Origin of the sequence: Marinifilum sp. N1E240 (assembly GCF_009295825.1) — a bacterium.
GTDB lineage: Bacteria > Bacteroidota > Bacteroidia > Bacteroidales > Marinifilaceae > Marinifilum_A > Marinifilum_A sediminis.
Genome location: NZ_WHKF01000004.1, coordinates 355,198 through 377,443 on the forward strand (window position 1 = coordinate 355,198; position 22,246 = coordinate 377,443).

21 protein-coding genes are annotated in these 22,246 nt (G+C 33.9%); 15 read left to right on the plus strand and 6 right to left on the minus strand.

Features of this window, described 5'->3' with window-relative positions:
* Window positions 1–10 precede the first annotated feature (10 nt).
* Both GCQ56_RS12935 and GCQ56_RS12940 read right to left on the minus strand, forming a co-directional pair.
* Window positions 11–2,419: a DNA translocase FtsK gene (locus GCQ56_RS12935; protein ID WP_152734895.1), complete on the minus strand. Its 2,409-nt coding sequence runs from the start codon at window positions 2,417–2,419 to the stop codon at window positions 11–13.
* A gap of 127 nt (window positions 2,420–2,546) precedes the next feature.
* Window positions 2,547–3,227, minus strand: a complete 681-nt coding sequence (locus GCQ56_RS12940; protein ID WP_152734896.1) for a hypothetical protein — start codon at window positions 3,225–3,227, stop codon at window positions 2,547–2,549.
* Between the two features lie 453 nt (window positions 3,228–3,680).
* Between GCQ56_RS12940 and GCQ56_RS12945 the strand changes: the two genes are divergently transcribed.
* Together GCQ56_RS12945 and GCQ56_RS12950 are read left to right on the plus strand one after the other, a co-directional pair.
* Window positions 3,681–4,637: a carbamate kinase gene (locus GCQ56_RS12945; protein WP_152734897.1), complete on the plus strand. Its 957-nt coding sequence runs from the start codon at window positions 3,681–3,683 to the stop codon at window positions 4,635–4,637.
* A gap of 87 nt (window positions 4,638–4,724) precedes the next feature.
* The gene (locus GCQ56_RS12950; protein ID WP_152734898.1) at window positions 4,725–5,726 is read left to right on the plus strand and encodes an ornithine carbamoyltransferase; all 1,002 of its coding nucleotides are present in this window, start codon (window positions 4,725–4,727) and stop codon (window positions 5,724–5,726) included.
* 110 nt (window positions 5,727–5,836) lie between these two features.
* Here the strand turns inward: GCQ56_RS12950 and GCQ56_RS12955 are convergent, their stop codons facing one another.
* From GCQ56_RS12955 to GCQ56_RS12965, 3 genes are all read right to left on the minus strand, one after another.
* On the minus strand, window positions 5,837–6,043 hold the full coding sequence (locus tag GCQ56_RS12955) for a FeoB-associated Cys-rich membrane protein (protein WP_152734899.1): 207 nt from the start codon (window positions 6,041–6,043) through the stop codon (window positions 5,837–5,839).
* A gap of 2 nt (window positions 6,044–6,045) precedes the next feature.
* On the minus strand, window positions 6,046–8,559 hold the full coding sequence (gene feoB, locus GCQ56_RS12960) for a ferrous iron transport protein B (protein ID WP_152734900.1): 2,514 nt from the start codon (window positions 8,557–8,559) through the stop codon (window positions 6,046–6,048).
* Between the two features lie 338 nt (window positions 8,560–8,897).
* Window positions 8,898–9,299, minus strand: a complete 402-nt coding sequence (locus GCQ56_RS12965; protein ID WP_152734901.1) for a DUF3276 family protein — start codon at window positions 9,297–9,299, stop codon at window positions 8,898–8,900.
* Window positions 9,300–9,584: 285 nt separating this feature from the next.
* On the opposite strand from GCQ56_RS12965, the gene GCQ56_RS12970 reads away from it, so the two are divergent.
* The 8 genes from GCQ56_RS12970 to GCQ56_RS13005 all read left to right on the plus strand — a co-directional run bounded on the left by GCQ56_RS12970 (window position 9,585) and on the right by GCQ56_RS13005 (window position 15,149).
* On the plus strand, window positions 9,585–10,535 hold the full coding sequence (locus GCQ56_RS12970) for a transcription antitermination protein NusB (RefSeq protein WP_152734902.1): 951 nt from the start codon (window positions 9,585–9,587) through the stop codon (window positions 10,533–10,535).
* A gap of 127 nt (window positions 10,536–10,662) precedes the next feature.
* Window positions 10,663–11,121 carry a DUF1573 domain-containing protein gene (locus tag GCQ56_RS12975; protein ID WP_152734903.1) on the plus strand — a complete coding sequence of 153 codons (459 nt, stop codon included), beginning with the start codon at window positions 10,663–10,665 and terminating at the stop codon, window positions 11,119–11,121.
* Window positions 11,122–11,181: 60 nt separating this feature from the next.
* On the plus strand, window positions 11,182–11,502 hold the full coding sequence (yajC, locus tag GCQ56_RS12980; RefSeq protein ID WP_152734904.1) for a preprotein translocase subunit YajC: 321 nt from the start codon (window positions 11,182–11,184) through the stop codon (window positions 11,500–11,502).
* Between the two features lie 51 nt (window positions 11,503–11,553).
* Window positions 11,554–12,567, plus strand: coding sequence for a YbbR-like domain-containing protein (locus GCQ56_RS12985; RefSeq protein WP_152734905.1), 1,014 nt, complete (start codon window positions 11,554–11,556; stop codon window positions 12,565–12,567).
* Between the two features lie 9 nt (window positions 12,568–12,576).
* Window positions 12,577–13,161 (plus strand): dephospho-CoA kinase, encoded by a 585-nt coding sequence (coaE, locus tag GCQ56_RS12990; RefSeq protein ID WP_152734906.1) that lies wholly within the window; start codon window positions 12,577–12,579, stop codon window positions 13,159–13,161.
* A gap of 126 nt (window positions 13,162–13,287) precedes the next feature.
* Window positions 13,288–14,007 carry a TerB family tellurite resistance protein gene (locus GCQ56_RS12995; RefSeq protein ID WP_152734907.1) on the plus strand — a complete coding sequence of 240 codons (720 nt, stop codon included), beginning with the start codon at window positions 13,288–13,290 and terminating at the stop codon, window positions 14,005–14,007.
* A 90-nt stretch (window positions 14,008–14,097) separates the two neighbouring features.
* A complete protein-coding gene (locus GCQ56_RS13000) occupies window positions 14,098–14,517 on the plus strand; it encodes a DUF5606 domain-containing protein (RefSeq protein ID WP_152734908.1) in 420 nt (139 codons plus the stop codon).
* Window positions 14,518–14,630: 113 nt separating this feature from the next.
* On the plus strand, window positions 14,631–15,149 hold the full coding sequence (locus GCQ56_RS13005; protein WP_227006072.1) for a GNAT family N-acetyltransferase: 519 nt from the start codon (window positions 14,631–14,633) through the stop codon (window positions 15,147–15,149).
* A gap of 31 nt (window positions 15,150–15,180) precedes the next feature.
* Here GCQ56_RS13005 and GCQ56_RS13010 read toward each other — a convergent pair whose 3' ends face one another.
* A complete protein-coding gene (locus tag GCQ56_RS13010) occupies window positions 15,181–16,407 on the minus strand; it encodes a carboxypeptidase-like regulatory domain-containing protein (RefSeq protein WP_152734909.1) in 1,227 nt (408 codons plus the stop codon).
* 278 nt (window positions 16,408–16,685) lie between these two features.
* On the opposite strand from GCQ56_RS13010, the gene GCQ56_RS13015 reads away from it, so the two are divergent.
* From GCQ56_RS13015 to GCQ56_RS13035, 5 genes are all read left to right on the plus strand, one after another.
* Window positions 16,686–17,375 carry a hypothetical protein gene (locus GCQ56_RS13015; protein WP_152734910.1) on the plus strand — a complete coding sequence of 230 codons (690 nt, stop codon included), beginning with the start codon at window positions 16,686–16,688 and terminating at the stop codon, window positions 17,373–17,375.
* Window positions 17,376–17,454: 79 nt separating this feature from the next.
* Window positions 17,455–18,051 carry a bifunctional 2-polyprenyl-6-hydroxyphenol methylase/3-demethylubiquinol 3-O-methyltransferase UbiG gene (locus tag GCQ56_RS13020; protein WP_152734911.1) on the plus strand — a complete coding sequence of 199 codons (597 nt, stop codon included), beginning with the start codon at window positions 17,455–17,457 and terminating at the stop codon, window positions 18,049–18,051.
* Window positions 18,052–18,193: 142 nt separating this feature from the next.
* On the plus strand, window positions 18,194–18,589 hold the full coding sequence (locus GCQ56_RS13025) for a hypothetical protein (RefSeq protein WP_152734912.1): 396 nt from the start codon (window positions 18,194–18,196) through the stop codon (window positions 18,587–18,589).
* Window positions 18,590–18,762: 173 nt separating this feature from the next.
* Window positions 18,763–20,037 (plus strand): glycosyltransferase, encoded by a 1,275-nt coding sequence (locus GCQ56_RS13030; RefSeq protein ID WP_152734913.1) that lies wholly within the window; start codon window positions 18,763–18,765, stop codon window positions 20,035–20,037.
* 260 nt (window positions 20,038–20,297) lie between these two features.
* Window positions 20,298–22,082, plus strand: coding sequence for a DEAD/DEAH box helicase (locus GCQ56_RS13035; protein WP_152734914.1), 1,785 nt, complete (start codon window positions 20,298–20,300; stop codon window positions 22,080–22,082).
* Window positions 22,083–22,246: the final 164 nt, after the last annotated feature.

Genomic DNA, 22,246 nt, shown 5'->3' on the forward strand with positions numbered 1-22,246 from the left:
TGTGCCACGACTAGTTCAAAACTTCACTTAGTAATTTTTCAAGTGAATATTCATCCTGAACTAAAACCTGACGTGCTTTACTTCCTTCAAAAGGTCCTACGATACCTGCAGCTTCAAGTTGATCAACAATTCTCCCAGCACGATTGTAACCAATTGAAAATCTTCGCTGAATTCCTGATGTTGAACCCTGTTGTGAACCAACAACAAGTCTGGCAGCTTCTTCGAACAAGGCATCTCTTTTTTGCAGATCAACATCAGATGATACTTCTGAGGATTCACCAACATATTCAGGTAACATTAAAGCTGAAGGATATGATTGCTGTTCCTGTATAAAATCTGTAATGGCTTCAACTTCTGGCGTGTCAACAAATGCACATTGTACACGAACCACATCGCTGTTTGTCGAGATTAACATATCACCACGACCAATTAATTGATTGGCTCCCGGACTATCTAGAATTGTTCTTGAGTCGATCATAGAAGCAACTTTAAATGCAATACGCGCAGGAAAGTTTGCTTTAATTACACCAGTAATAATATTGGTAGATGGTCGTTGTGTAGCAATAATCATGTGAATACCAATGGCACGAGCCAATTGGGCGATTCTGGCAATAGGTGCCTCAACTTCTTTACCTGCAGTCATAATTAAATCGGCAAACTCATCAATAATTACCACAATATATGGTAAAAATCGATGTCCGTTTTCCGGATTTAATTTTCTCTTTATGAATTTCTCGTTGTACTCTTTAATATTTCTTGCATGTGCTTTTTTCAACAGATCGTATCTGGTATCCATCTCAACACATAAAGAATTTAAGGTTGCAATTACCTTGTGAATATCAGTAATGATAGGTTCCTCTTCATCCGGTAATTTGGCAAGAAAATGCTTTTCGATTGTAGAATAAATACTAAGCTCTACTTTCTTTGGATCAATCAAAACGAACTTAAGTTGTGATGGATGCTTTTTGTAGAGTAGGGAAGTGATGATCGCATTTAGACCAACAGATTTTCCTTGTCCGGTTGCACCAGCAACTAGAAGGTGAGGCATTTTAGCAAGATCCAATGTGTAAGTTTCGTTGGAAATCGTTCTTCCCATAGCAACAGGAAGAGCATATTTTGTTTCCTGAAACTTCTTGGATGCGATAATGCTTTTCATCGAAACAATTTCTGGAGTTCGATTTGGAACTTCGATACCAATTGTTCCTTTTCCAGGGATTGGTGCAATAATACGAATACCCAATGCAGATAAGCTCAAGGCGATATCATCTTCAAGGTTTTTAATCTTCGAAATTCGTACACCAGGAGCAGGTACAATTTCATAGAGCGTAACAGTTGGACCAATTGTAGCTTTAATTTGTACAATCTCAATTTTATAATGACGGAGAGTTTCAACAATCTTATTTTTATTGCTTTCTAATTCTTCCTTGCTTACCGCAGAATTATTGGCATGATGTTCCTCTAGTAGATCAATCGTAGGAAATTTATATCTCGAAAGATCCAATGTCGGGTCGAAATCTTCCGTTGGAACTTGGTTGATTTTTACTGTTTCTTCTTGTTTGCGAACCGTTTCTATCTTTAATTCTACATCATCTTCCTCTAACTTATTTTTCTCATCAATAGGTAGTTCGTCTTCCAATTCAGGTAAACCTTCAGGTTCCGAAGTGAGAATAACTTCATTTTCGAATTGAGGAGTTTCATCTATTTGCAGTTCAGCGGAATTTTCTTTAATTTCTTCGATTTCGGTTAAATCATCGGATAAAATAGAATCATCAGTTTCATTTTCTGAATCGATATCTGGTTTTTCTTTTTTCGTAACTAATTTTTTAAAGAAGCTGACAGTGTTCTGAAAACCAAAAGTTAGAATGCATAAAATACTAAGAATAAGAAGAAATAAAGTACCAACATTTCCAATGATTGAAATTAGCCATTCACTGATGTAGTAGCCGTGAGATCCGCCAAGGAACAAATAAGAGTCGCTTGCAGAATCTACAAAAACAAATGCCATCCCTACGGAAAACCAAATGCTAAAAAGCAAAGTATAAAGTAAGGTTTTTCTAAGTGATTGTATTCTTACTCCCCAAGAACGAAGAGATAAAATAACCATTAAGTATAGAAAGGAGTATGATGCTATTCCAAATCCTTTGTTGATGAATAAGTTTGACAAGAATGCACCTGTTTTTCCAGTCCAATTTTCTACACGAATTTCAGAATTACCTATAAGTTCCAGCCATCTTATATCAAGTTTACTTTGATCAGCTCCACCTGTAAAAATGAATGAGGAGAATGCTAAACCAATATAAATGGTAAACAACGATAGAAAAATACCAATTAAGAATAGAGTTCTTTCATCGGTAAGAAATTTGGGTTTGCGGAATCTTTTTTTGCTTTTTTTTGTATTTGATGCTCTCTTTTTTGCCATTCGAGTTGTTTTCAGTGTTTTGCTTGACTTACGCCACCATGAAATTTATGTAAAAGTAATAAAAATGGCTTGTAAATCCACAGGAATTTTATTGTGCAAAAAGAGAAATTTATTTTTAAAAACTTAATCAATTGAAATTCACGATGTACTTTTTTAAAGTTTCCAAATCAGATTTTATGTAATCTTCTGGTATGGTAAATTCTTTATCGTCTATTTGCACCAGATGAACGGTTTTAGCAGTAAACTTAGCTTTTACCTGATTCATTGTAGTTTCGAATTGTAATAACACACCATCTATTTCATTAAGTGGTGTGTTACGGTTTGGTTTGGCAAGACCAATCTCATTTGTATAACAAACTTTAATAATAGGTAAATCCTTGTCCTCAAAATACAATGTAGCAACTTTGCAATCATAACCTGCAATGTGGACAATAGAATCGGTAAGTTTTATTTTACTTGGTGGAAGTTGATTGTAAATAAAGGCAACTTCATCTTTTGGAAATTCATAATTGAATTTATTACTGAGAACCTTTAAAAGAATATTGCTATTTTCATTTTCGTAGATAGAAACAAACCTAGTGCTAAAAAAACCTAGATAACCTTCGGATGTAAGACTGATGTTGTTGTCTTTAAATCTCAGTTCAACTTTATTAGGTAAAAGTGCAACTATAGGGTTGTCTTTTTCCGAATCGTAATAACTAACATCGTAAATTATTACACCTTCATCCGTACGATCACTTTTAGTAGATTTATCGTTACAACCGTAAATGATTAGAGTTAAAATGAGTATGAAAAGGCCCTGCTTCATATAAGTAGCATTTATTAGGTTTCGAAAATAGTTAGTACCAAAATCTAATCTTAAATTACGGTTTAACCTCCCTAAAAGTAGGAAAAATGATAAGAAAACAAGATGAAATCTAATCTTCTTTCAGAGAGCGATAGATTATTTTTTACGGAGAAGGTTCAATTTTGTTTAAAAATACGATTAAATGGAATTTGAGATTATAATTTGACTTTCATTATAAATAAACATAACAGCATTGTTTAATTGACTACATGCAAACGAGTGAAGTTTTATCTTGGGTTCGCTTTGAAATTCATGCTTTTATAGAAAAAGATGGTAAACAGTAAAAAGAAAAAGGTTGTAATATGCTGAAAAACAGCGAATGAAAAAGGATTTAAAAATTCTGAAAATTGTTTGTTTTGAAATTAATTTTTTTAGTTTTGCAGAACTAACAAGAAAAACATAAAGCGAAAAGTAATGAATAAATTAGCAGTTGTAGCTTTAGGAGGTAATGCTTTACTTCGAGGCAATCAAAAAGGTACTGTAGAGGAACAAAATAAGAATACTACTGATACTTTAGAAAATCTTATTTTCTTAATCAAAGAAGGATACGATGTTATTATTGCTCATGGTAATGGACCACAGGTAGGTAATATCTTAATGAGAAACGATGCTGGTGAACAATTGTATAATATTCCACAAATGCCATTGGATATTGATGTGGCTGACTCTCAAGGTGGAATTGGATATATGATTGAGAGAAACTTGCGTAATGTGCTAAAAGCAAATGGCATCGAAAAAGATGTTGTGACTTTGGTGACTCAAGTTGTGGTTGATGAGAATGATCCTGCATTTGCAAATCCTGTAAAGCGTGTTGGTAAAATTTACACCAAAGAGCAAGCTGACGGATTGAAAGCAGAAAAGGGATGGATCTTTAAAGAAGAAGTTAAAGCTGACGGTGGTTGGAGAAGAGTAGTACCTTCGCCAAAGCCAATTCGTGTTATGAATGAGAAAGTAATTGAAAATTTGGCTCGTCAAGGTAATATTGTTATCACTGTTGGTGGTGGTGGTGTTCCTGTATCTATTAATAAAGAGGGAAATATTTGTCCGGTTGAAGCAGTTATCGACAAAGATTTGGCTTCTGCATTGATTGGAGCAAGAATTAAAGCAGATGAGTTTTATATCTTAACAGATGTTCCTTTTGTATATAAGGATTTCAAAGGACCTAATGAGAAGAAATTAGAATTTTTGAATCATGCAGATACGATGGATTTGATGGCTGAAGGGACTTTTGCAGAAGGAAGTATGGCTCCAAAAATCCGTGCTTGCCTAAGTTTTATTGAAAACGGAGGTGGTAAATCTGTAATTACAGAAGCTACTAAGTTGGAAGATAAGGCGTTCGGAACTAAAATTACAATGGAATACGAGGATTAATAAATTTTATTAATTCTATATTGAATATTATTATAAATATCGGATAACAATTACTTTTGTGTTTGTAATCTATTAAAAAAATAAACAATGGCTTTCAATCTTAAAAACAGAAATTTTTTAAAGTTGTTGGATTTCACTCCAAAGGAAATTCAGTACATGTTAGATCTTGCAAGAGATTTGAAAAGAGCAAAATACGCAGGAACTGAGGTTCAAACGATGAAAGGGAAGAATATTGCATTGATTTTCGAAAAATCTTCTACTCGTACTCGTTGCGCTTTCGAAACTGCTGCTTATGACCAGGGAGCTCACGTAACATATTTAGGTCCTTCAGGATCTCAAATTGGTGTGAAAGAGTCAATGGCTGATACTGCTCGTGTATTAGGTCGTATGTATGATGGAATTGAGTACCGTGGTTTCGGTCAAACTGTTGTTGAAGAATTGGCTAAGCACGCAGGTGTGCCAGTTTGGAATGGTTTAACGGATGAGTATCACCCAACTCAGATTTTAGCTGACTTCTTAACCATGATGGAGCACACTGATAAGCCGTTAAGTCAGGTTTCTTTTGCTTACTTAGGTGATGCAAGAAACAATATGGCTAACTCTTTAATGGTTGGTGCTGCAAAAATGGGAATGGATGTTAGAATCGTTGGCCCTAAAAATCTTCAGCCAGAAGAGGAATTGGTAGCAGAGTGTCTTGAGATCGCTAAAGAAACTGGAGCTAAGGTTACAGTTACTGATAACACAGAAGAAGGTGTTAAAGGATGTGATTTCCTATATACTGACGTTTGGGTATCAATGGGTGAGCCAGATGAGGTATGGAAAGAGAGAATTGAAATCTTGAAGCCATTCCAGATCAATAAAGAAACTATGGCGATGACAGGTAATGCAGCTTGCAAATTTATGCACTGTCTTCCTGCTTATCACAACAGAGAAACAAAAGTTGGTGAGGAAGTTTACCAGAAATTCGGAATGGACGGAGTTGAGGTTACAGAAGATGTATTCGAATCTCCAGCATCAATTGTATTTGATGAAGCTGAAAACCGCTTACACACAATTAAGGCAGTAATGGTTGCGACTTTAGGAGCTTAAACTGTTTTAATTAATGATATAAAAAAAGGACAACATTCGTTGTCCTTTTTTTTGTGTTATGTATTTTATAATTCGCTGTTTCTTTTTAAAAATAGGCAAATTGATTTTAATTAGTTTTTAAGATATGTAAAGTTTCTGTCTTTGATTTGGATATCCGTTTTTATGCCTCTTCGTTTAAGTTCAGTTTTAAAATCACAGCCACTACAGCTTCCTCCACAGTTTGAATTCTGACTCTGAAACAATTTTACAAACTGATAAATTACATAGCCTACTGCATATGCAACAATTAGATATGTTAGTATGAGTTGAATGTCCATTTTTACATTATTAAATTACCAACTTGATATACTATAAACGAAACTAGCCATGCTAATCCAGTGGTATAAAATACAACAAAAGTAGCCCATTTCCAGTTCGATTCTTTAATAATTGTAACCACTACAGCTACACATGGGAAATAAATCAAGATAAAAATAAGAAAGGACAATGCCGACAGAGAGGTGAAAACGTACTGACCTGTTTTGTGTGATCCAGTAAATTTCTGTTCTCTAAGCTTGTTTCTAAGTCCATCACTCGATTCATCTGCTCCTTCTCCTTCCTGATAAAGTACGCCCATAGTACTAACAACAACTTCTTTCGCTGCAATACCTGTAAGAATACTAACAGTCATTTTCCAATCGAAACCTAATGGGTGCATAACTGGGGAAAAGAATTGTCCAATTTGTCCAATGTAAGATCCTTGTTGCTGTTCTTCTAGCATCGAATTATGAAAGTCAGCAATTTTTGCGTTCTTAGTCGTGTTCAATTTATTAATATCCAATTCTGTTGTTGATGTAGAGTTTGCAACAATTTTGTTGTAATTTTGGTTTACCTCATTGATTAAATGATTGTAATCCTTGGTATATTCCACATCTCTTGGGAAGTATCCTAATGCCCAAATAATAACCGATGCCACCAATATAACGCCACCCATTTTCTTTAGATACTGAAATCCTTTATTCCACATGTGACGAACTGTGGTTTTTAAAGTAGGAATTCGATAGGGAGGGAGTTCCATTACAAATGGAGCCTCCTTTGATTTAAAGAAACTGGCTTTAAAAACCTTGGCAAACACAATGGCTAATAGTATTCCCAGCATGTAAATGCCAAATAAAATAAAGCTGGCATTGGTGGGAAAAAATGTCCCAATAATAAGAATATATACCGGTAATCGCGCACTGCACGACATAAATGGTGTTATGAGCATGGTTAAGATGCGATCATTCTTGTTTTCAAGAGTTCGCGTAGCCATTAGAGCAGGAACATTGCACCCAAATCCCATGATTAATGGAATGAATGATTTACCGTGTAAACCTATTTTGTGCATTAATTTATCCATGATAAATGCTGCTCTTGCCATATATCCAGTATCTTCCATAAAGGAGATAAAGAAGAATAGTATTAGGATGTTGGGCAAGAATACGATAACTCCACCTACACCACCAATTATTCCATCTACCAATAAATCTTTAAGTGGACCAGGTGACATCCAGCTTTCAATTAAACCACCTAAAGCTGAAACGCCGGTATCAATCCAGTTCATTGGATATTCGCCCAGATTGAAAGTGGCATAAAAGGTAAGAAACATGAAAACAAAGAAAATCGGAAAACCGAATAATTTATGGGTTATAAATGTGTCTATTATTGTTGTTTTCCTTCGCCTTTTTACCGGACTTTCTTTATAAGTTTCCTTTAAAGCACCGTCAATAAAACCATATTTCGCGTCCGTAATAACAGTTTCGCAAATTTCATCAAATTCATTCTCAATTTTGGAAATCTGTTTCTTTGCTTCTTCTTTAATTTCGAAATGTTTGTCGCTTTCTTTAACCAAAAATCTTGCACTATCGTCAGCTTCTAATAATTTAATGGAGATAAATCGGGGAGAAGCTTTGGAGCAAAGTTTCCTATCCTGTTTAATTTTCCCCTGAATTTTAGAAATTGCATTTTCTACATGTACACCGTAGTTGATGTGGATGTGTCGTACTACTGGATCTTTATCTTCGTAAACCTCGATGATTTTATTGAAGAGATCTTTAATACCTTTACCCTTTGAACTAATTGTTGGAACAATAGGAATCCCGAGCATTTTTGAAAGAGCCTTGTAGTTGAATCTAGCTCCTTTCTTCTCCAATTCGTCGTACATGTTTAAGGCAATAACCACCTTAATGTCCATGTCGATTAGCTGAGTTGTTAGATAAAGGTTTCGCTCAAGATTTGAAGCATCAATAACATTGACTACTACATCGGGCTTTTCTCCAAGAATGTACTTTCGAACGAATAATTCTTCTGGTGTATATGCAGTTAAGGAATAGGTCCCTGGTAAATCTGTTACATCGAATTGATAACCGTTTTGTTTTACTTTAGCTTGTTTAGAATCTACAGTAACACCACTATAATTTCCAACATGTTCTTTCGATCCTGAGGCAAAATTAAATAGTGTTGTTTTTCCAGCATTAGGATTTCCTACCAAGGCAATGTTAATTTTTTTGCCTTTTTCTTTAGCAGAAGTTTTTAATATTTCGTCGTTAATTGTTCCTTCAAAGTCTGAAAATTTAATGTTTTTAGCTTCTTCTTTGGTAATCACCTCAATTAATGAGGCTTCGCTTCTTCTTAAAGATACTTGATATCCCATGATTTCGTATTCAACGGGATCTTTTAAAGGAGCATTTTTAATTACGGTTACCATTTTTCCTTTGACAAATCCCATTTCTGTAATTCGTTTTCGGAAGGCGCCGTGCCCCAGTACTTTTATAATTATTCCTTCTTGATTATCTGTTAATTCAGAAAGTTTCATTCTTTGTTTGTTTCCGTTTTATCAATTAATTGAAAATTATTAATTGACTCAAAGTATTCGTTCATTCACCAATTCTTCCATCACTTCCTATTGCCGAATTACCTCTTAAAAATAATAATCAAACGTATAAGAATTCTACTTTAATTGCAATCCCAACATCTAGGTATTTTGCAAGTAAAAAATAAATTTTGAAGCGGACAGGTGTTCGTTATTTTAGACTGAATAAAAATATGTCAGTATGCAAAAATAATAGTTTTTACTGATTTTATGCACGAAATTAATAGAAACAAAAAAAGCTGCTAGAATAGCAGCTTTCTCTATATTAAAATATATTGGAATTATTCCGATAAGTCTTCAAATTCAACATTGGAAAATGTTTCTGTTTCGAGTCCTTCAATTAGTTCTGATGTGGATTCTTGATGCTCAGTGGCTACAAATTCTTCCTGAAATTCTTTTGGGGTTTCATTATTTGATGCTTGTATAAAATCGATAGCATCCATTAATCCGTTGGAGAATTTTTCAAAATCTTCTTTATATAAAAATATTTTGTGTTTTTCGTATGAAAAGTTGCCTTCCTTGTCATAACGTTTTTTGCTTTCTGTAATTGTTAAGTAATAGTCGTTTTTCCTTGTTGCTTTTACATCAAAGAAGTAAGTTCTTTTTCCCGCCCTTACCGCGTTTGAGAATATTTCATCGCGATTATTTTTTCCAAATCCTTCTTTTTTGTCGTAACCTTCCATTTCAAATAAATTTTTATTTATTTTGTTTTCTTGCCTTCAAAAATAAAAAAATATACGTACTATTTGTTATGAATAAGAGTTTTATTGCATGAAATTGGGTTATTTAAAATCAGTATGCAAACCTTTTCATAAGGATGTCTTTGATATTGATTGTGTTGTAATATGTAAAGCAAAGTTGTTTTTTTTTACTTTAATTATGCGGAAATTAAGCGTAAGCCTTGCAGGCAAATAAAAAAAGCCTAAATTTGCAGCCACAATAATTAATTTGTAAAGTTCTTTAAGGATATGATTAGTAGAAGATTACTTCGAGTGAAAGTATTGCAATTGTTGTATGCGTATTATAAAAATCAGGATCGCACAATTGCAAAAGCAGAGAAAGAATTGTTTTTCAGTATTGGAAAAGCATATGATTTGTACCACTATTTACTTCTGCTGATTGTTGAGTTGGCATTTGTTGCCGAAAGGAAAATTGATACCGCTAGAGAGAAAATTATTCCTACTCAGGAAGATTTAAACCCTAACACAAAATTTATCGATAATAAAGTAATCAAGCAATTGGCTGAAAATATTCAGTTGAAAGCTTATGCAAGTTCTAATACTATAAGTTGGGATGATCAGGAAGATTACATTAAAGTTTTATTTGATAAGTTGATCAACTCTGAGTTGTATATTAATTATATGAATTCTGATCAGAATTCGTTTCAGGAAGATAAGAAGTTTGTTGAAAAATTCTTTTTAAGCTTATTAGCTACTGATGAAGATTTTTATTCTTTAATGGAAGAGAAAAGTATCTACTGGAATGATGAAATAGAGTTCATCATTAGTATGGTGCTAAAAACGGTTAAATCTTTTAAAGAAACAGATGACCAGGATGTTGCAATCATGTCTTTGTTTAAAGATAAAGAAGATGAAGTGTATGTGAGAGATTTATTCCGCAAAGCTGTAGTGAATCATACCGATCATATAGAGTTGATTCAAAAGAATACAAAGAATTGGGATTTGGAGCGAATTGCTTATATGGATATCCTGATTATGGAATTGGCACTTACTGAAATTAAGGAATTCCCAAGTGTACCTGTTAAAGTTAGTTTTAACGAATATCTTGAAATTGCTAAGTTTTACAGTACTTCAAACAGTAGTAATTTTATCAATGGTATTTTGGATAAGTTGGTAAAAGAGCTTAAAGATAACGGAAGCGTTAAAAAAGTTGGAAGAGGTTTGGTTGGCGAAAAGTAAAACCAAATTAGATAAAGAATTAAAAAGGTGTGTAAAATTGAGATTTTACACACCTTTGTTTTTATAAAAATCTGTATGGAATATTACAATTTTTAGTACTTTCGACCTTTGTAAGATAGAACATGATATGAAGAATTGCCATTGTCCATGTATGGAAAGAATTGTTGGTTTTGTTCTAATGTTTTTTGTTGTGCTTTTTGTTCAATGTTCCGATGGAGCGAAAAAAAAGAATGATAAGAAGGAAATAGAGCAGAATCTTGCTGGTGAAATCACTGCATATCCTAAATTTGAGTTTAGTAAAGAATTACATAAATTTGGGGTGATTTCGGAAGGGGAGATTGCTATTTGTGAATTTTACTTTAAGAATATTGGTCAGCGTGACTTAATAATTTCGAATATCGAAAGCAATTGTGGTTGTACCAATATAAAATGGGATAAAAAACCTATTAAATTTGGGAAAGAATCGAAAATTTCAATTGAATTTGATTCGAAGGGAAGATATGGCAAGCAGTATAAAGTAATTACAGTATTGTGTAATACTTTAGAGAAAGAAAAGAAGTTGTATGTTACAGCTCAAGTAAAATAGAATAAAGAATTTGTATTTTTATAATTAAACGGTCTGTAAGACCATAAATTTTGGATTGAAATGAATAATTTACTAAACATCTTATTGATGGGTCAGCCTGCAGAAGGGCAGAGTCCATATGGATCTTTTCTAATGATGGGTGCCATTATTGTGGTATTTTATTTCTTTATGATTCGTCCTCAGCAGAAAAAACAAAAAGAATTGAGGAAATTTCGTGAAGAATTGAAAAAAGGAGACAAGATTGTAACTACCGGTGGTATTTACGGGAAAGTTCTTGAAATTCAGGAACGTGCAATTGTTATTGAGGTTGAAGGACAAAACCGTTTGAAAGTTGATAAAGCAGCGGTTGTTAAAGATATGAGTGACGTAGCTCAAAAATAGTAAAACTTGACTGTGTCCAATTGGGCACAGTTACTTTTAAACACCTACATCTTGGATAATTTTAATTTTCAGAAACTAAAAGAATTTTTCAATAAAGAAAAAATTACTTCGAACAAGAAACTTCTGGTTTATTTGTTTTTTGTAGGACTTTCAACAATATTTTGGTTTCTAAATGCTCTGAGTAAAGAGTATACTACTAGTATTAATTATCCGGTTAACTATACAAATCTACCTAAAGAGAAGATTTTGGTTAGCCAATTACCAACTAAATTGGATTTGCGTGTTCAGGCTTATGGTTTTGATTTGTTGAAATACAAAGTGAGTACTGCATTTTTATCGAATCCATTCGATGTAAATGAATACACAAATTATCGAATCAATAAGAATTCGAAGAATAACTATCCATTAATTACTTCTGGTATTATTAAGCGATTGGAAAGAGAACTATCTTCTGGTATTCAATTGTTGAGTATAAGTCCGGATACCCTGTATTTTCAATTTTCACCTGTAAAGGAAAAAAAAGTACCGGTTAAATTGAATGCAAGAATTGGATTTGAGCAACAATTTATGCAAAGTGAACCGTTGATTTTGGAACCAGATAGTGTAATTATTAAAGGAGCAAGTTCAATTATTGATTCAGTTGAGCGTATGGAAACCAAAGAATTGGTTCTATCTGGAATAAAGAAAACAACAGATGAGAATATTGGGTTTATTCAGATGGATGGACTGGAAATTTCTTCTAAAAAGATTAAAGTAACTGTTCCAGTTGTTAGGTTTACCGAGGCTCAAAAAAATGTGCCAATTAAAATAAATAATTTGCCTGATTCGGTTATTCTACGTTTGTTTCCTGGGGATGTTAAAGTGTCCTATTTTGTGGGAATGAATAAGTATGAAAGCATTTCTACCGATCATTTTGACGTAAGAGTAGATTATGATGAAGCTGCAAAAGGAGATGCAAGTAAACTTAAGATAGAATTAAAGCGAAAACCCGACTTTGTTAGCAATGTAAGGTTTTATCCGCAGTCGGTATCTTTTCTGATTGAGAATAGAAAAACAGTTCAATAATCCATTATCATGCTAAAAGTAGGTTTAACAGGAGGAATAGGTACTGGCAAATCAATTGCAGGAAAAGTATTTAGTCTGATGGGAATTCCTGTTTATATTTCAGATATAGAAGCCAAACGATTAATGAATGAAAATTTGATCATCAGAGAACAGCTTATAGCTAAGTTTGGTAAAAATGTATATCTACGGAATAAACAATTGAACCGAAAATACCTTGCTGATATTATATTTAATCAACCTGATGCATTGAAAGAAGTAAATGCGATTGTTCATCCTGTTGTTCGTGAGGATTTCACAAAATGGTGTGAAGCAAATAAAGAAGCGCCATATGTTATTCAGGAATCAGCGATTTTGTTTGATACAGGTTTGTATAAGAATTTCGATAAAATTATTTGCATTACTGCGCAGGAGGAAGTTCGAATTTCTCGAGTAATAAAACGGGATAAGGTGAGTGAGAAATCTGTGAAGGAAAGAATTGAAAATCAGATATCTGAAGCTGTGAAAGTTGCGAAGTCGGATTACGTGATTTACAACAATTCCGAATTAATAATTCCACAAATCATAAGCATTGATGATGACCTAAAGAAGGTATAAATATTGGAGCTTTGAGCTGTTAAACTTTGTTAACATTTTAGCACGTTTTCTTATCTTTTTTAAAAATCAATTATCTTTAGGTTTCTTTGTGAAAATCAAAAACAATTAAAATATTAGTACCGCAATATGGCGAAATACGGAAAATGGATTGCCGGAGGATTAGGTTGGGCTTTTTTGGGACCTATCGGAGGAGTTTTAGGATACTTGGTTGGATCGGCATTTGATACAGTTAAAATTGAAACAGGAAACACGGCAGGACAAACACGTCAGGGTGATTTTGTGATGAGCCTATTGGTGTTGGTAGCTGCTGTAATGAAAGCAGATGGAAAAGTACTTCGCTCTGAATTGGATTACGTCAAAAATTATCTGGTAAGAAGTTTTGGGCCAGTAAGAGCCAGCGAGGCTGTTGCCATGCTTAAGGATATTTTGACGCAGAATATACAGATTGAACAAGTTTGTAATCAAATACGGGCAAATTTGGATTATTCATCGCGATTGCAATTGATGCATTTCTTATTTGGAATTGCTCAAGCCGATGGTTCAATCTCCTCACCAGAACAAAATATTATCGATAAAATATCATATTATCTTGGAATACAATCTGGTGATTATTCATCGATTAAATCGATGTTTGTGAAAGATACTGATTCAAGTTATAAAATTTTAGGACTTGATAAAAGTGCTACCGATGATGAAGTGAAAAAGGCTTATCGAAAAATGGCTGTAAAATATCATCCCGATAAGGTGAGTTATTTGGGCGAAGATGTTCAAAAAGCTGCGAAAGAAAAATTTCAAAAAGTAAGCGAGGCTTTCGATCAAATTAAAAAGGAGAGAGGATTTGCTTAATAAAGCTCTTATTTTGACTATTTTTTGCTAAATAGTTTTATAAAATACAATAGAATTATAAATTTGTGCTTCCAAATAAAAATTGAAAATATGTTGAAAGGAATATTAGCTATATCAGGACATTCAGGTCTTTTTAAAATGGTATCCAATGCTAAAAATGCATTGATCGTAGAATCGTTGGTTGATAAGAAACGTATGCCAGCTTATGCTACATCAAAAATCAGTGCTTTAGAGGATATTGCAATCTTTACCGACGAAGGGGATGTACAATTGGCTGAAGTTTTCAAAAGCATCAAAGAGAAAGAAAACGGAGGAAAAGCAATTAGTCACAAGGCTTCAGGAAAAGAATTAAAAGCATATATGGTAGAGGTTCTTCCTAACTATGATGAAGATCGTGTTTATGTTTCTGATATGAAGAAAGTTTTCCAATGGTATAACTTGTTGCAAGAAAACAATATGTTAGAAGATCTTGATAAAGAAGAAGAGCAATTAGAAAATACCGAAGAATAAAGGTATACTGCTTTAAAATACTTGACCGCCTATTTGGGCGGTTTTTTTATTCCCTAAAATTGTGAGATCATATATTTTTCATGAACTTGTAGATTATAGCAAGGGAGGTGAAAATGGAAAAACAAATGACTCAGAAATACCTGCTAAGAAAATGGCGAGAAGGCGATGAAGACAGTATTGTGAAATATGCAAACAATACAGAAGTCTCAAAATTCCTTAAGGATAGTTTTCCTTCGCCCTATACCTATAGCGATGCCTTGCGTTGGGTTCGTTTCTCGAATCGAAGTGTTGATGCTTATCACGTGGCAATTGTTGTGGGAGAAAATGCTGTAGGTTGTATTGGTGTGGAGAAACAGCAGGATGTATATTGTAAATCGGCGGAGTTGGGTTATTGGCTGGGGCAAGAGTATTGGAATCAGGGAATAATGACTGATGTGGTAAGACAAATGGTGGATATTGCTTTCGACAAAATGGATATCGTCCGTTTGTATGCTTATGTGTTTTCGGGCAATATTGCATCCTCAAAAGTACTTGAGAAAGCTGGATTTATACTAGAGTCAAGACAAGTTGCTGCTGTGTATAAAAATGGAAAGCATATGGATCAATTGGTGTATTCAATTGTTAGAATGTAATGATAAAAAAAAGAGGCTTTCGCCTCTTTCCTTATTCTCCGTCAAATATAATATTGTACGATTCCCAAAACTTCTTATCGTAAGGCATATTCTCATAGTATGACCTTTTTTCGATTGCTTCAGGATCTTCTGTATTAATCTTCGTGATCAGCATCTCTGTATTGATATCCAAAATCTTTTGTGTCCCACTTGTTTTTTCCTGTAATTCGTGATGACGTTTGTAATTTACGTAACTCAAATAGTATCTTCCAGAATGTTGTTTGTAGGTAACGTTAAAATTATATTCAATTTTTAGTGGTTTCCATTTCTGGCGATCTTCGTTCACATAAAAACTACGTCCTTGTGGTGAGTAATTGCTTGCAACAACATGTGTTTCATTTTTAATTACTGCATAATCTTTAATTTTGATATAAATTTTTCCAGAGTATGATTTAGCGTAATAATCACCTGTATTACTTAGAATAGGTCGTTTGCTTTTGTAGCTAATCACCCAAATCGAATCATTTTCATATTCGGTAATCTGATCTAATTTAAGATCGTAGAAACCAATATGATTGCCATTTAAAATATTTCCTCGACTTCTTACAATATCCATTTCTAACAGTTCATCTAAATAGGTTGACCCATCAGCAAGCGAAGCTGGTTCAAAGTTTTTACGCACCTGCAGAAATTTGTATCCTCGCTCCTTAAAAACCTGGTAAGCATCGGCTCTTTGATAACCTTTATCGTCGTAAATTCTAACAGCAGCTTCTCTTAAGCGGCTTAAATCGCTGTTTTCGAATTTCTCTGAGCGATAGTAAACATCGTAATTGAAAGGAGTTTGAATGTAATTTTCAGGAATTCGTTCCATAGCCATCTTAATTCTCTTTTGCAGAACAAGAGATTCTGCCATTACTTCAACCTCGCCAATGTTGTAATTTTTTGGAATTAATTCAACAAATAATGTATCTGTGTTTACACAATCGGCAACTTTTGCAGTGAATGTAGAAAACCCAACCGCCGAAGCCTGAATCATTTTTTCGCTGTATTTACCAGGGATTTTAAATTCGAAAATTCCATCGAGATTCGATGCAGCACCAATATAAGAACCTATAACACCAACATTTGCAAATGGAATGGGCTCCTGGTTTTGTTTATTGATTAGTTTACCAACTATTCGAATAATTTTAGAGTTTTCTTCTTCATTTTGTGTCTCTTGAGTCTTACCAACAAAAGAGAATAACAAAAGAGCAATACTTAAAAGAGTTAATTTTTGCATGCTATGTAGGATTTTTTTATTCGTTTGAATGAGTCTATCAATTAATTTGCCAAATATGAATTACAAACTGGTAATTTTAGTTTCACTCTTCATACTAAAGTATACAAAGATATGTTAATATCAGTTTAGGAAAAGAGAAATGACCTGCTTTGGCTTTAAAAAATGTTAAATTTTAGGCTGTTTTATTTATTTTTTGTTGAATAAGAAATATCTTCGCTTGTATTTCAGTTCTAAATACTAGAAATTGAAATTTATCCAATGACATAAAAATACATTCTATGAAAAATAAATTGCTAGTTCTGTCTTTAGTATCACTGATGTTAAGCTCTTGTGTGGTATCGAAAAAGAAATATGAAGAGTTGGAATATGCAAAGCGTAGAAGCGATGCAAAAGTTAGCGCTCTTGATAAAGAGAACTCAAAAAAGAAAAAGCAAATTGGTGATTTGAATTCCAAACTAGACAAAACTTTAGCCGAGTTCAACGAAATGAAGAACAGTATGGCTGAAAGTAATGCTATGAAGAATTCTGAGATCGATGGTTTAAGTACTGAATTAATGGGATTGGCGTCGGATACTACAGCTTTAAAAACTCGATTAGACGAAACCCTTGAGAAATACAATAAAATCATCAATCAAAATAGCAATAACGAAAGTAAAATTGCTGATATGATGAAACAGGTTCAAGATCTGAAATCTGAATCAGCAAAATTATCTGAAGAAATTAAAACTGCTGGAATAGAAGCTGAATGGGATAAGAAAAAGCTGAAAACAGAAAAGAAAAAGACAATTGATGCGATTTCTCGCAAAGACAATGAAATTGCCGAATTAAAAAAGCAAATAGAAGAGAGAGACGGAAAATTAAGTTGGTTGCGTAAAGTGAAAGTTAAAAATGAAGCTGAAATTGAACGATTAACCAATCAGGTGAAATTGTACAAGGCAGAATACGAGAAAGCAATTGGTGGAAAATAATATCTAATTAATATGAGATAGAAACCACAAATTATCTGTAATTTGTGGTTTTGTTTTATAACCTTAAAACAACGATGTAATGAAAGAAATGTGGGATGAAAAATATACTGAAGCTAAACATATATACGGTATCAAGCCCAATTCCTTTTTTGAGAGTGAGCTGATTAAATTAAATACTGGCAGAGTGTTATTGCCTGGCGATGGTGAAGGTAGAAATGCCGCATTTGCTTCGAAACTTGGTTGGAAAGTAGATTCTTTTGATTACAGTGAACAGGCTGTGAGGAATGCAAAAGTATTTTTATCGGAGCAAGGTGTTACGGTAAATTGTTTTCAGGCTAGTATATTGGATTTAGTAGTCTCCGATCGCAATTTTGATGCAGTAGGAGTGTTTTATCTTCATTTAGCGGAGGATGATCGGTCCAAAGCACATCAATTCATTTCTAATTCGGTTGCAAAAGGAGGACATCTGATTGTGGAAGTATTCTCGAAAAAACAACTAGGTAGATCTTCTGGAGGACCAAAAAACGATAATTTGCTTTACGATATTTCTGAATTTGAGCATGATTTTCCAGAATTCGAGCCTATTTATATAGAAGAGCTGGAAGTAGACTTGGATGAGGGAGAGTTACATCAAGGTAAAGCAATGGTAATTCGATTTGTAGGAAAGAAAAAATAAATCTCTGAATTACATAGACGAATATTGTTTCCTTCACCTTAAGGAGATGGATAGGATGAGGGTTTAAAATGATACTAAGGAATAATCAAACTTATATCTAGATATCTTGATTTATTAGATCTGAATTTTTAGCTTTGCACACATGGAAGTTTTATTGATATCACTGGTAGTGATTGCTGCGATTGCTTTTCTGACAACTTGGATTGGTCAGAAGCTAAGAGCGCGTAAAGGGGAGGTTGAAGAAGAAGCTGCATCGGAACCGATGGAGGAGTGTTGTGGTGCACATGAGGTTTGTGAGACCGATTTAATCAATAAATTGTCTGAGGAGATTATCTATTACGAAGATGAAGAATTGGATGCCTATAAAAACTTCGAAGAGAACGACTACAACGACGATCAGATAGATGAATTTCGTGAAGTTTTGTACAGTCTTAAAGAAAAAGAAATTGAAGGTTGGATAAAAAGCTTGGATCTTCGTAAAATTGAAATGCCATCGGTCATAAAATCAGAATTGGTATTTATGTTGGTAAGGAATTAAGTTGTAATAAAAACAATATAATAAAAACCGTTTCGCATTGCGAGGCGGTTTTTTTTGTACAATCAAATATTGTGAATTGATTATACAAATACTTTGTTTACGGTTTATTGTTTTGTAGATTCAAGAGCAAAATCTGAATTCATGTATTTTATATACTAGTTAACCATCTAAATTTGAAAGCAGTATTATTTTCATTGGGAAGTCGAGGAGATATAGAGCCTTTGTTTGCTTTGGGAGAAATTCTCAGGAGCAAAGATTGGGAGGTGGTTTATGTTTTTCCGGAACAGTTTCGCGAAGTAGTTGAAGAATCCAATGCTACTTTTCATCCTTTTACCAAAGAGTTTCTGGAGGTATTAATTACTGGTGAGAAATCGAAGCAGTTAACCAGCAGGAGCGGATCGTGGTTCAAACGAATGAAGGTATTGCTAAGTTTAGCTAATAAATCTATACGAATTAACAAAGAAGTTGTTCAGCAACAAAAGGAAATTCTCGATCGTGAACAGCCTGACTATGTATTCTACAATCAGAAATGTGTGTATCCTATAGTGTGGGAGTTTCAGAATCCTGGGCGAGGAGTATTCGTTCATCCTTTTCCATGTTTTTTACACAAGGTAAAGCATCATTCGATAATCTGTTTTGCGGGTGGCGGTAATTATGGAACATTTCTAAATTCGTTTACCTATTCACTTCAAAGCTTAATACTTTCAATAGCCGTTTATTTTTCCACGCGAAAATACCTGCGAAATAAGTTGAATCCTTTTTCTATTAGAAAGAGATTGTTGAAACAGACCAAATCGATTTATACCATTTCACCATCACTTTTTAAACAACCATCTTACTGGTTGGCAAATGCAAATGTAGTGGGATATTACGAGCGTGATAAATTAAATTCATGGATGCCAAATCAGGATTTGCTTGATTTTATAGAAAAATATCAGAAAATTGTATTCATTACGTTTGGAAGTATATCAAACACCAACCCTAGGGAAAAGACAAATACCATTCTTTCGGTATTAGAGAAGCACAAAATTCCTGCAATTGTAAATACATCCTGGGGTGGATTAATTCAACCTGAACATCATGCAGATCATATCCATTTTGTAAATCAAATACCTTACGATTGGATCATGCCAAAGATGTATGCAGTGGTTCATCATGGCGGCTCAGGAACAACACATTCTGCTTTAAAATATGGATGTGCAAGTTTAATAGTTCCTCATTTTATCGATCAATTTTTCTGGAATGAAAGTATTTGCAAATTAAATCTTGGACCTAAAGGAGTTTCTATTAAAAAAATAAATACACAAAAATTTGAAGATAAGCTGTTGGATTTGTTGAATAAGGAAGAGTATAAGCAAAATGCAGAAGCTGTTGGCGAGCAAATGCAAAGTGAAAATGATATAAAGCAAATGTTGCAAATTGTTTTAAGTGATGGTAATCAAAAGTAAGCTTGAAGAATTCTTATTCTAACCGATTAAAAGCATAAAAAAATATCAATTTGTAAACGTAGACTTGCATTTATGATCATCATAATAAAAAATCATTTGATTTGATGTTGATATTGTATTTTTAAGCAAGAAAAGAATTTATTCTTACTGGTTAAAAATCAGAAAATTAAGGAGCTAAATCTAAATTCTATCATTCTATTCACAAATAGGCAATACTTCCTATTTTAATTGTTACCTTTGCGGCTCATAAATATTATAGAATGAATTCATTTGAAAATCTTGGTCTGTCTAAGGCCATCCTGGAAGCCATTTCCGAATTAGGCTTCGTTACCCCAACTCCTATCCAAGAACAAGCGATTCCAATTCTTCTAGACGGAAGATCAGATTTCGTGGGCTTGGCTCAGACGGGTACAGGAAAAACGGCGGCTTACGGTTTGCCTTTGCTTGAGCTTATCGAGCCAGAGGTTAAAACACCGCAAGCTTTGATTCTATCCCCTACAAGGGAATTGGGAATCCAAATTGCAGACGATCTTAAGACGTTCTCGAAGAACATCTTAAACTTGAATGTTGTTAATGTTTACGGAGGTGCTAGTATTGACGAGCAGATTCGTAAATTGAGAAGAGGAGCACATGTAATTGTTGCAACTCCTGGGCGTCTTCTTGATCTTATTAGACGGAGGGCTGTTAATTTATCTGCTGTAGAATATTTAATTCTTGATGAGGCAGATGAAATGTTGAACATGGGATTTAAAGAAGATATTGATGATATTTTATCTTCTACATCCGAAGAAAAAGTGACTTGGTTGTTTTCTGCAACTATGCCACCAGAAGTTCGACGAATCTCTAAAAATTATATGACTGATCCTACTGAAGTAACAGTAGGAAAAGCAAATACAACCAACAAGAATATTGAACACCAATATTACATGTTGAACAATCGTGACCGTTACAATGTTTTGAAGCGTGTTGTCGATTTTTATCCTGATATTTTTGGTATCATTTTCTGTAGAACCCGTAAGGAAACTCAGGAAGTTGCTGAATTATTAATGAAAGACGGATACAATGCTGATGCTTTACATGGGGATTTAACTCAAGTACAGCGCGACAGAGTAATGCGTAATTTTAAGAATCGCTCATTGCAGTTATTGGTTGCTACCGATGTTGCTGCTCGTGGTATCGATGTTGATGATTTATCGCACGTAATTCATTACATGTTGCCAGATGAGTTAGAATTCTATACTCACCGAAGTGGTCGTACAGCACGTGCTGGTAAGAAAGGTGTTTCGATTGCTTTGGTTACTCCAAGAGAGGAACGTAAAGTAAAAGATCTTTCAAGAAGATTGAAGACCGATTTCGAGCAAGTGAAAATTCCTCAGGGAAAAGATGTTTGCGAGAGACAATTAATGAAATTCATGCATCGTGTAAACGAACTTGAAGTTCAGGAGGAAGAAATCGCTCCATTTATTGACGGAATCAATGAAAAATTAGAAGATTTAAGTCGCGAAGAATTAATCAAGCGATTTGTTTCTTTAGAATTTAGCCGATTCTGGGATTACTACAAGAATGCCGATGATTTGAACTTGAAATCTACTACTCAGAGAAGAAACAAGAGAGAAGATGGAAAAGGTGAAGATCGTATGTTTATCAATGTAGGTAAGAAAGATGGTATTGATGTACCTCGTTTGCTTAACTTGATTCACAAACAATGTGGTGTTCGTGGTAAAAATGTAGGAAGAGTTGATTTGAAGGGTGTTTTCTCATTCTTTGATGTTGATAAAGAATTTACCGATGAAATTGTAAAAGGATTTGCTGGAGCAGTTATCGGAGGAAGAAATATAAGAATCGAAATTTCGGGCGACCGACCAAGTGGTGGAAGTATCAGTCACCGTAAGGGACGATCAAGAAGCGGAGATCGAGATGGTCGCGATAGAGGTGAACGCAGAGACCGAAGTGATAGAGGAGGATTTAGAAGAGATTCTTCTAAAGATCGTCGAGGAAAAAGCGATGGAAAAAGATTTTATGACAGAAAGAGAAAGGAAGCGTAAGCTTCCTTTTTTTTGCCGTTAAATCAATGTTTTAGATATATTGTTTAAGAAAATCAAAACAGAAAAATCATTTTATCACCAACAAGTCGCAAATAATTAATGATCTGTAGGTTTTAATTTACGCTAATTTTTATTTAAATTTAATCTACGTTTGGTTAGTGGGG